General features: G+C 72.8%; 7 protein-coding genes. 5 read left to right on the plus strand and 2 right to left on the minus strand.

Going from position 1 to position 7,567, the window contains the following annotated elements; all coding sequences use genetic code 11:
• Window positions 1-687, plus strand: a 687-nt coding sequence (locus RH94_RS22735) for an exodeoxyribonuclease III (protein WP_234425966.1), incomplete at its 5' end; no start/stop codon positions are given.
• A 50-nt stretch (window positions 688-737) separates the two neighbouring features.
• On the opposite strand, the gene RH94_RS22740 is transcribed toward RH94_RS22735, so the two are convergent.
• On the minus strand, window positions 738-1,358 hold the full coding sequence (locus tag RH94_RS22740; protein ID WP_073949413.1) for a MerR family transcriptional regulator: 621 nt from the start codon (window positions 1,356-1,358) through the stop codon (window positions 738-740).
• Window positions 1,359-1,595: 237 nt separating this feature from the next.
• Here RH94_RS22740 and RH94_RS22745 point away from each other — a divergent pair, with 237 nt between their 5' ends.
• The 4 genes from RH94_RS22745 to RH94_RS22760 are packed head-to-tail and all read left to right on the plus strand — an operon-like array spanning window position 1,596 to window position 5,279.
• Window positions 1,596-3,113 carry a flavin-containing monooxygenase gene (locus tag RH94_RS22745; protein ID WP_073949416.1) on the plus strand — a complete coding sequence of 506 codons (1,518 nt, stop codon included), beginning with the start codon at window positions 1,596-1,598 and terminating at the stop codon, window positions 3,111-3,113.
• Window positions 3,110-4,108, plus strand: a complete 999-nt coding sequence (locus RH94_RS22750) for an alpha/beta fold hydrolase (RefSeq protein WP_073949418.1) — start codon at window positions 3,110-3,112, stop codon at window positions 4,106-4,108. Before RH94_RS22745 ends, RH94_RS22750 begins: the two co-directional genes overlap by 4 nt.
• Window positions 4,105-4,998 carry an SDR family oxidoreductase gene (locus RH94_RS22755; protein ID WP_073949419.1) on the plus strand — a complete coding sequence of 298 codons (894 nt, stop codon included), beginning with the start codon at window positions 4,105-4,107 and terminating at the stop codon, window positions 4,996-4,998. Before RH94_RS22750 ends, RH94_RS22755 begins: the two co-directional genes overlap by 4 nt.
• Window positions 4,999-5,003: 5 nt before the next feature.
• On the plus strand, window positions 5,004-5,279 hold the full coding sequence (locus RH94_RS22760) for a hypothetical protein (protein ID WP_234425967.1): 276 nt from the start codon (window positions 5,004-5,006) through the stop codon (window positions 5,277-5,279).
• A 90-nt stretch (window positions 5,280-5,369) separates the two neighbouring features.
• On the opposite strand, the gene RH94_RS38970 is transcribed toward RH94_RS22760, so the two are convergent.
• On the minus strand, window positions 5,370-7,567 hold a 2,198-nt coding region (locus RH94_RS38970; RefSeq protein ID WP_199881037.1), incomplete at its 5' end, for a S41 family peptidase.

The following is a 7,567-nucleotide window of genomic DNA, read 5'->3' on the forward strand; positions in this document are numbered from 1 at the left end:
GAGCCGCACCAGCTGTCCGAGCACGTCCGCACGCCCGACGGCTGGCACGTCGTGCACGCGCCCGCCGCGGCCAAGGGCCGCGCCGGAGTCTCGCTCTACACCCGCCGCGAACCCGACCGGGTTCAGGTCGGCTTCGGATCGGCCGAGTTCGACGGCAGCGGGCGGTACGTCGAGGCCGACCTGCCCGGTGTCACCGTCGCCAGCCTCTACCTGCCCTCCGGCGAGGTCGGTACCGAGCGGCAGGACGAGAAGGTCCGCTTCATGGGCGAGTTCCTCGCCTACCTGAAGGAACTGCGCGAGCGGGCCGCCGCCGACGGCCGCGAGGTCCTCGTCTGCGGCGACTGGAACATCGCCCACCAGCAGGCCGACCTCAAGAACTGGCGCGGCAACACCAAGAACTCCGGCTTCCTGCCGGAGGAGCGGGAGTGGCTGAGCACGGTCCTCGCCCCCACCGCCGGCGGGTACGTCGATGTCGTGCGCGCCCTGCATCCTGACACGGTGGGGCCGTACACCTGGTGGTCCTACCGGGGGCGGGCCTTCGACAACGATTCGGGGTGGCGCATCGACTACCACGTGTCCACTCCCGGGCTCGCCGCCAAGGCCGTCAAGGGGTTCGTGGAGCGGGCGGCCACGCACGCCGAGCGGTGGTCCGACCACGCGCCGGTGACCGTCGTCTACGACATCTAGAGGACCTCTGGAGGACCTCTGGAGGACCTCTGGAAGATCGCTGGACCCGCTTACGGCTGTTTGCGCAGCCGCCGGTCCAGCGCCATCGACAGTTCCGCCTCCACCACGCTCTTCGCCAGCGGGCGCAGCCGCCGCAGGTCCTCCTCGGGGGCGTGGCGGAGGATCAGGTCGGTGAAGAGGGCGGCCAGGGCATCGGCGTGTTCGCGGACGCGGCGGCCGGCGTCGAGGACCTCGGCGAGGGGGATGCCCTCGCGGACCAGGGCGGAGGAGACGTCCAGCAGGCGGCGGCTGACGTGGACGATCTCGCCGCCGTCGGTGCCGACGTAGCCGAGGTCCATGGCGGCGGCCAGGTTCTCGGCCGTGACCTCGCCGGCGAAGTGGTCGGCGAGGTCCTCCGGGGTGAGGCGGACCGGGGTCTCCTCCGTGGGGGCGCCCAGGCCCAGCAGGTCGCCGACGTCCCGGCCGTGGTCGAAGGCCTCCGCCAGTTCCGCGATGCCGTTGAGGGTGTGGCCGCGTTCCAGCAGCGCCGAGATCGTGCGCAGGCGGGCCAGGTGGTGGTCGCCGTACCAGGCGATACGGCCCTCGCGGCGCGGCGGCGGGATCAGCTTGCGCTCGCGGTAGAAGCGCAGGGTGCGCACGGTGATGCCGGCCAGCCGGGCCAGTTCCTCCATGCGGTACTCGCGTGGGCCCCCGGTCCGTCCGTCGTGCTCTCCACCGTCTTCCGCCACAGCGGCAGCCTATGTCGTACCGCCGGTATCCGCGGTGGCGGCCGCTGATGCGAAACGCCCCTGCACGCCCCCTACCCATCAGTACGCGCCTCCTCTACGCTCCCCATTGCGCCAGTGTTCACTGGCAGAGTCGCTGAGGGCCGGCCGCGAGTCGCGGGACGCCAGGCAGGGAGGGGTGCGATGTCGGAGTCGGAGCACCGGCATGTGCGGGTGGCGGTGATCGGGTCCGGGTTCGGCGGGCTGGGCGCCGCCGTGCGGCTGCGCCGGGAGGGGATCACCGACTTCGTCGTGCTGGAGCGGGCCGGCGGCGTCGGCGGCACCTGGCGCGACAACAGCTACCCGGGGTGCGCCTGCGACGTGCCCTCCCACCTGTACTCGTTCTCCTTCGCGCCCCACCCCGACTGGCCGCGCACCTTCTCCGGGCAGGAGCACATACGCGCCTATCTGGAACACGTCACGGACGTCTTCCACCTCCGCCCGCACATACGCTTCGACTCCGAGGTCAAGAGGATGACCTGGGACGCGGGGAAGCTGCGCTGGGACATCGAGACCACCGGCGGGAACCTCTCCGCCGACGTCGTCGTCTCCGCCACCGGGCCGCTGTCCGACCCGAAGGTCCCGGCCGTCCCGGGGCTCGACTCCTTCCCCGGCAAGGTCTTCCACTCCGCCCGCTGGGACCACGGCTACGACCTCGCCGGCAAGCGGGTCGCCATGGTCGGCACCGGCGCCTCCGCCATCCAGATCGTGCCGTCCATCCAGCCCGAGGTCGCCCGGCTCACCGTCTTCCAGCGCACCCCGCCGTGGGTGCTGCCCCGCGTCGACCGCGCGATCAGCGGTGCGGAGCGCTCACTGCACCGCGCGCTGCCGTTCACCACACAGCTGCGCCGCGGACTGTCGTGGGGCATCAGGGAGTTGCAGGTCCAGGCGTTCACCAAGCACCCCGATGAGCTCGGCTTCGTCGAGCGGTTGGCCAAGCGCAACATGGCTCGCGCCATCAAGGACCAGGCGCTGCGCGCCAGGCTCACGCCGGACTACCGCATCGGCTGCAAGCGGATCCTGCTGTCCAACACGTACTACCCGGCGCTCGCGCAGGACAACGTGGACGTCGTAGCGAGCGGGCTCGGTGAGGTCCGCGGCTCGACCCTCGTCGCCGCCGACGGCACCGAGGCCGAGGTCGACGCGATCGTCTTCGGTACGGGCTTCCACGTCACCGACCTGCCGATCGCCGAGCGGGTCGTCGGCGCGGACGGCCGTACGCTCGCCGAGACCTGGAAGGACGGCATGGCGGCGCTGCGCGGTGCCTCCGCGGCCGGCTTCCCGAACTGGATGACGATCATCGGGCCCAACACCGGCCTCGGGAACTCCTCGATGATCCTCATGATCGAGTCCCAGCTGAACTACATGGCCGACTTCCTGCGCCAGTTGGACGTCCTCGGCGGCCGGGCCGCCCTCGACGCCCGCCCGAGCGCGGTGAACGCCTGGAACCGCAAGGTGCAGGACCGCATGAGGCGCACGGTGTGGAACACCGGCGGCTGCACCAGCTGGTACCTGGACGCGAGCGGCCGCAACACCACCGTCTGGCCCGGTACGACGGCCGAGTTCCGGCGGGTCACGCGGCGGGTGGACCTCACCGAGTACCAGGTGCTGCGGGCGCCCGTCAGGAAGAGTGCCGCCGAGCCGGCGGAGGTGGAGGCGTGAGCCGTACGACCCGCGTCGCGCCCGGCCCCTACGCCCCTCCCGTCCCCGCCCGTGAACTCACCGCCGTCTCCGCCGACGGCGCCCGGCTGCACGTCGAGGTGCACGGACCCGCCGGAAGACCCGGCGACCCCGGTGCCCCGGCCGTCGTCCTCGCCCACGGCTGGACCTGCTCCACCGCCTTCTGGGCCGCGCAGATCCGGGACCTGGCCGCCGACCACCGCGTCATCGCCTACGACCAGCGCGGCCACGGACGCAGCCCGGCGAGCCGCGTGTGCGGTACGGAAGCGCTCGCCGACGATCTGGAGGCCGTGCTCGCGGCGACCCTCGCACCCGGCGAGAAGGCGGTGATCGCCGGACACTCGATGGGCGGGATGACGGTCATGGCCGCCTCCGGCCGGGCCGGCTTCCGGGAGCACGCGGCGGCCGTCCTGCTGTGCAGCACGGGCAGTTCGCGGCTGGTCGCCGAGGCGACCGTCGTACCGGTCCGCGCCGGGCGGCCGCGGACCTGGCTGACCCGGCACGTCCTCGGCTCCCGGGCACCGCTCGGGCCGGTCACGCCGCTCGCCCTGCGCCTCCTCAAGTACGCGGCGATGGGCCCCGGTTCGGCGCCGCACACGGTCGAGGCGTGCGCGCGGATCGTGCACGCCTGCCCGCGCCGGGTGCGCCACGCCTGGTCGCAGGTGCTGTACCTGCTCGACCTCGACCACGGCGTACGGGAGTTGGACGTGCCGACGGAGGTCGTCGTGGGCGCGGCCGACCGGCTGACCCCGCCCGTGCACGCGCGGGCGCTGGCCGAGGCGCTGCCGCGGTGCGTGGGGCTGACCGAGCTGCCCGGGCTCGGCCACATGACGCCCATGGAGGCGCCCGAGCTGGTCACCGGGAAGATCCGGGAACTCGTCACCGCCTACGTACGCGCACGCGAGAACGACAACGACGGCGACGCACAAATCGGCGACGCACGAAACGACGACGCACGGATCAGGGAGGGCGCGTGAGCAGGGTGAGCCTGGAGGGGCGGGTCGCGGTCGTCACGGGGGCCGCGCGGGGCGTCGGCGAGCTGCTCGCGCGCAAGCTGTCCGCGCGCGGCGCGAGGGTCGCGCTGGTCGGGCTGGAGCCGGACGCGCTCAAGCGGGTCGGTGAGCGGCTGCACGGCGACAGCGCCCACTGGCACGCCGACGTCACCGACCACGAGGCGATGAGCCGGGTCGCGGCGGAGGTCGAGGAGCGGTTCGGAAAGGTCGACATCGTGGTCGCCAACGCCGGTGTGGCGAGCGGCGGTCCGTTCACCGACTCCGATCCGGAGTCCTGGCGGCGGGTGATCGAGGTCAACCTCGTCGGATCGGCGGTCACCGGGCGGGCGTTCCTGCCGGCGCTCACCGAGAGCCGCGGCTATCTGCTGCAGATCGCCTCGCTCGCCGCGATCACCCCGGCGCCGATGATGACGGCGTACTGCGCCTCCAAGGCCGGTGTGGAGGCGTACGCGCACAGTCTGCGGGCCGAAGTCGGCCACAAGGGCGTGCGGGTGGGCGTCGCGTACCTGTCGTGGACCGACACCGACATGGTGCGCGGGGCCGATCAGGACGACGTCATGCGGGAGTTGAGGCAGCGGCTGCCGTGGCCGGCGAACAAGACCTATCCGCTGGGGCCGGCGGTGGACCGGATCGTGGCCGGGATCGAGCGGCGCGCCGGCCATGTGTACGGGCAGTGGTGGCTGCGGGGGATGCAGGGCGTGCGCGGGGGGTTGCCGGGGATCATCGGAAGCGTGGGGCAGCGGGAGATGCGGCGGTTCGCGGACCGGCTGACGGGCGTGCGGACCGGGCTGGTCGGTGCGGGCGGCGCGGCCGACGAGCAGCACCGGACGGCCTCAACTACCCAGCGTCACTGATCGACATGCGCAGGGTCACCGCCCGTGTGAATCTGGTCGAGGCCGATCCCCTCGCCCACGTGGGGATCATCCTCACCCATACGGGAGTGAACAGCATGGGCATGAAGGACAAGTCCCAGGAGCAGGCCGAGCAGGCGCGGCGGCAGGGCAAGGAGAAGCTCGGCGAGGCCCGGGAGAAGGCGGGTCAGCGCGCCCCCCAGGAGCGCGACCGTGCCCGACAGGGCATGGAGGGCACGCGTGACGAGACGGAGGACCGCTTCAACCAGGACTACGACAGGTAGTCGCTGCTGTCGCCGCGCTCGGCTTCGGCCGTAGTGGCGTGGGGTGCCCCGTGCGTCGGGGCACCCCACGCTCATGGGCGGGGGGCTCGCTCAGTGACGCGGGGGCAGCTTCGGCCGCGAGCGGTCGGGTACGTCGCCGTAGCCGGGCGGGGTCGCCGCCGGGTTGGCCGCCAGGAGCTCCAGGGCCAGTTCGATGGCGTCGTCCATCTCGACGTGGCGGCCCTCGGCCCAGTCCAGGGGGGTGCGCAGGCTTTCCACGTCGGGGGCGACACCGTGGTTCTCCACGGACCAGCCGTAGGCGTCGAACCAGGCCGCGTTCATCGGCACCGTGATGATCGTGCCGTCGCCGAGGCGGTGCCGGCCGGTCATGCCGACCACGCCGCCCCAGGTGCGCTGACCGACCACCGGGCCCAGCTTCAGCAGCCTGAAGGCCGCGGTGATCATGTCGCCGTCGGAGGAGGTCGCCTCGTCGGCGAGGGCCACGACCGGGCCGCGGGGCGCGTCCGAGGTGTACGACACCGGCTGGGCGTTGCGGGTCAGGTCCCAGCCGAGGATGGTCCGGGTCAGCTTCTCGATGACCAGTTCGCTGATGTGGCCGCCGGCGTTGCCGCGGACGTCGACGATCAGCGCGGGCCGGGACACCTCCATGCGCAGGTCCCGGTTGAACTGGGCCCAGCCGGAGCCACCCATGTCGGGGATGTGCAGGTAGCCGCAGCGGCCACCGCTCAACTCCCTTACGACGGCCCGTCGTTTGGCCACCCAGTCCTGGTAGCGCAGCGGGCGCTCGTCGATCAGGGGAACGAGGGCGACCCGGCGTGGAGGCCCGCCCTCCGCGGGTTCGAAGGTCAGCTCCACCGTCGTACCGCCCGAACCGGCCAGCAGCGGGTACGGACCCGCCACCGGATCCACCGGGCGGCCGTCCACGTGGGTCAGGACGGCGCCCTCGCGGATGCCGGTGCCGGCCAGCGGGGAACGGGCCCTGGAGTCGGAGGAGTCGCCGGGCAGGATCCGCTTGACGGTCCAACGGCCGTCCCGGCACACCAGGTTGGCGCCGAGCAGGCCCTGCGGGCGCTGGTAGTGCGCGGGGCCCTCGTTGCGTCGGGCGGCGGCGACGTAGGCGTGGGAGGTGCCCAACTCGCCGAGCACTTCGCGCAGCAGGTCGGCGAACTCGTCGGGGGACGCGACGCGTTCGACCAGCGGGCGGTACTGGGCGAGCACCCCGTCCCAGTCGATGCCGCACATCTCCGGTTCCCAGAAGTAGGCCCGGATCAGCCGGCCCGCCTCCTCGTACGACTGGCGCCACTCGGCGGGCGGGTCCACCATGTGCAGGATCCGGCGCAGGTCGATCCAGGTCGTGGTGTCGCTGTCGCCGATCTCCGTGGACGGCACCGCGCGCAGGTCGCCCTCGTCGGCGACGACGAGCCGGGTGCCGTCGCCGCTGACCGCGAAGAAGTCGAGGTGGCCGACGAGTTCGTACTTCTTCGCCCTGCTGATGTTGAAGTGCTCCAGCGTCGGCCGGCCGGAGACGTCGTCCGGGTTGACGAACGTCTCGCCCAGCGCGCCGGAGATCGGCCAGCGCAGCCAGACCAGGCCGCCGCCGGCGACCGGGCGCAGCGCGGAGTACTTGGAGGCGATGACCGGGAACGGCGTGACCCGGCTCGCCAGGCCCTCGACCTCCACGCTCACCGCGCCGGTCTCGCCGGTCCCCTCGTCCTCGACGGGGTCCAGACCGCCGGCGGCCGGCCGGCCCTCGGGGTTCAGCGCGAACGGGGAGGGGGTCGCGGAGGACAGCGGGACCAGGTACGGCTTGCAGCCGAGCGGGAAGGACAGGTCCCCGGTGTGCACGTCGTACACCGGGTCGAAGCCGCGCCAGGAAAGGAAGGCCAGATACCGGCCGTCCCGCGTGAACACCGGATTCTCGTCCTCGAACCGGCCGTCGGTCACGTCGACGGTCAGCCGGTCCTTGATCCGGGCCATCCTGATCTGCCGCAACGTCCGTCCCACCCCGGGCTGCGACCAGGTCAGCCACGCCCCGTCCGGCGAGAACGCGAGGTCCCGCACGGGCCCGTTGACGGACCGCACCAGCTCGGTGGGACCGCCGGCGCCGGAAGGCTCCGCCGCATCACCGGCGGAACCCCCCGCGGCCCCGGGGTCGCCGGAGCCGGCGGAGGTGCCTGTGGGGCTGAGGGTGTCGGAGTCGGCGGGGGTGCCTGTGGGGCTGAGGGTGTCGGAGTCGGCGGGGGTGCCTGTGGGGTCGGGGGTGTCGGAGTCGGCGGGGGTGCCTGTGG

The organism is Streptomyces kebangsaanensis, from assembly GCF_001906585.1.
Taxonomy (GTDB): domain Bacteria; phylum Actinomycetota; class Actinomycetes; order Streptomycetales; family Streptomycetaceae; genus Streptomyces; species Streptomyces kebangsaanensis.

What these genes read in the sequence shown, in the direction of transcription:
- RH94_RS22740 (WP_073949413.1), bottom strand. Translation starts at nt 1,358, where the DNA reads ATGGAGGAACTGGCCCGGCTGGCCGGCATCACCGTGCGCACCCTGCGC.
- RH94_RS22745 (WP_073949416.1), top strand. Translation starts at nt 1,596, where the DNA reads ATGTCGGAGTCGGAGCACCGGCATGTGCGGGTGGCGGTGATCGGGTCC.
- RH94_RS22760 (WP_234425967.1), top strand. Translation starts at nt 5,004, where the DNA reads ATGCGCAGGGTCACCGCCCGTGTGAATCTGGTCGAGGCCGATCCCCTC.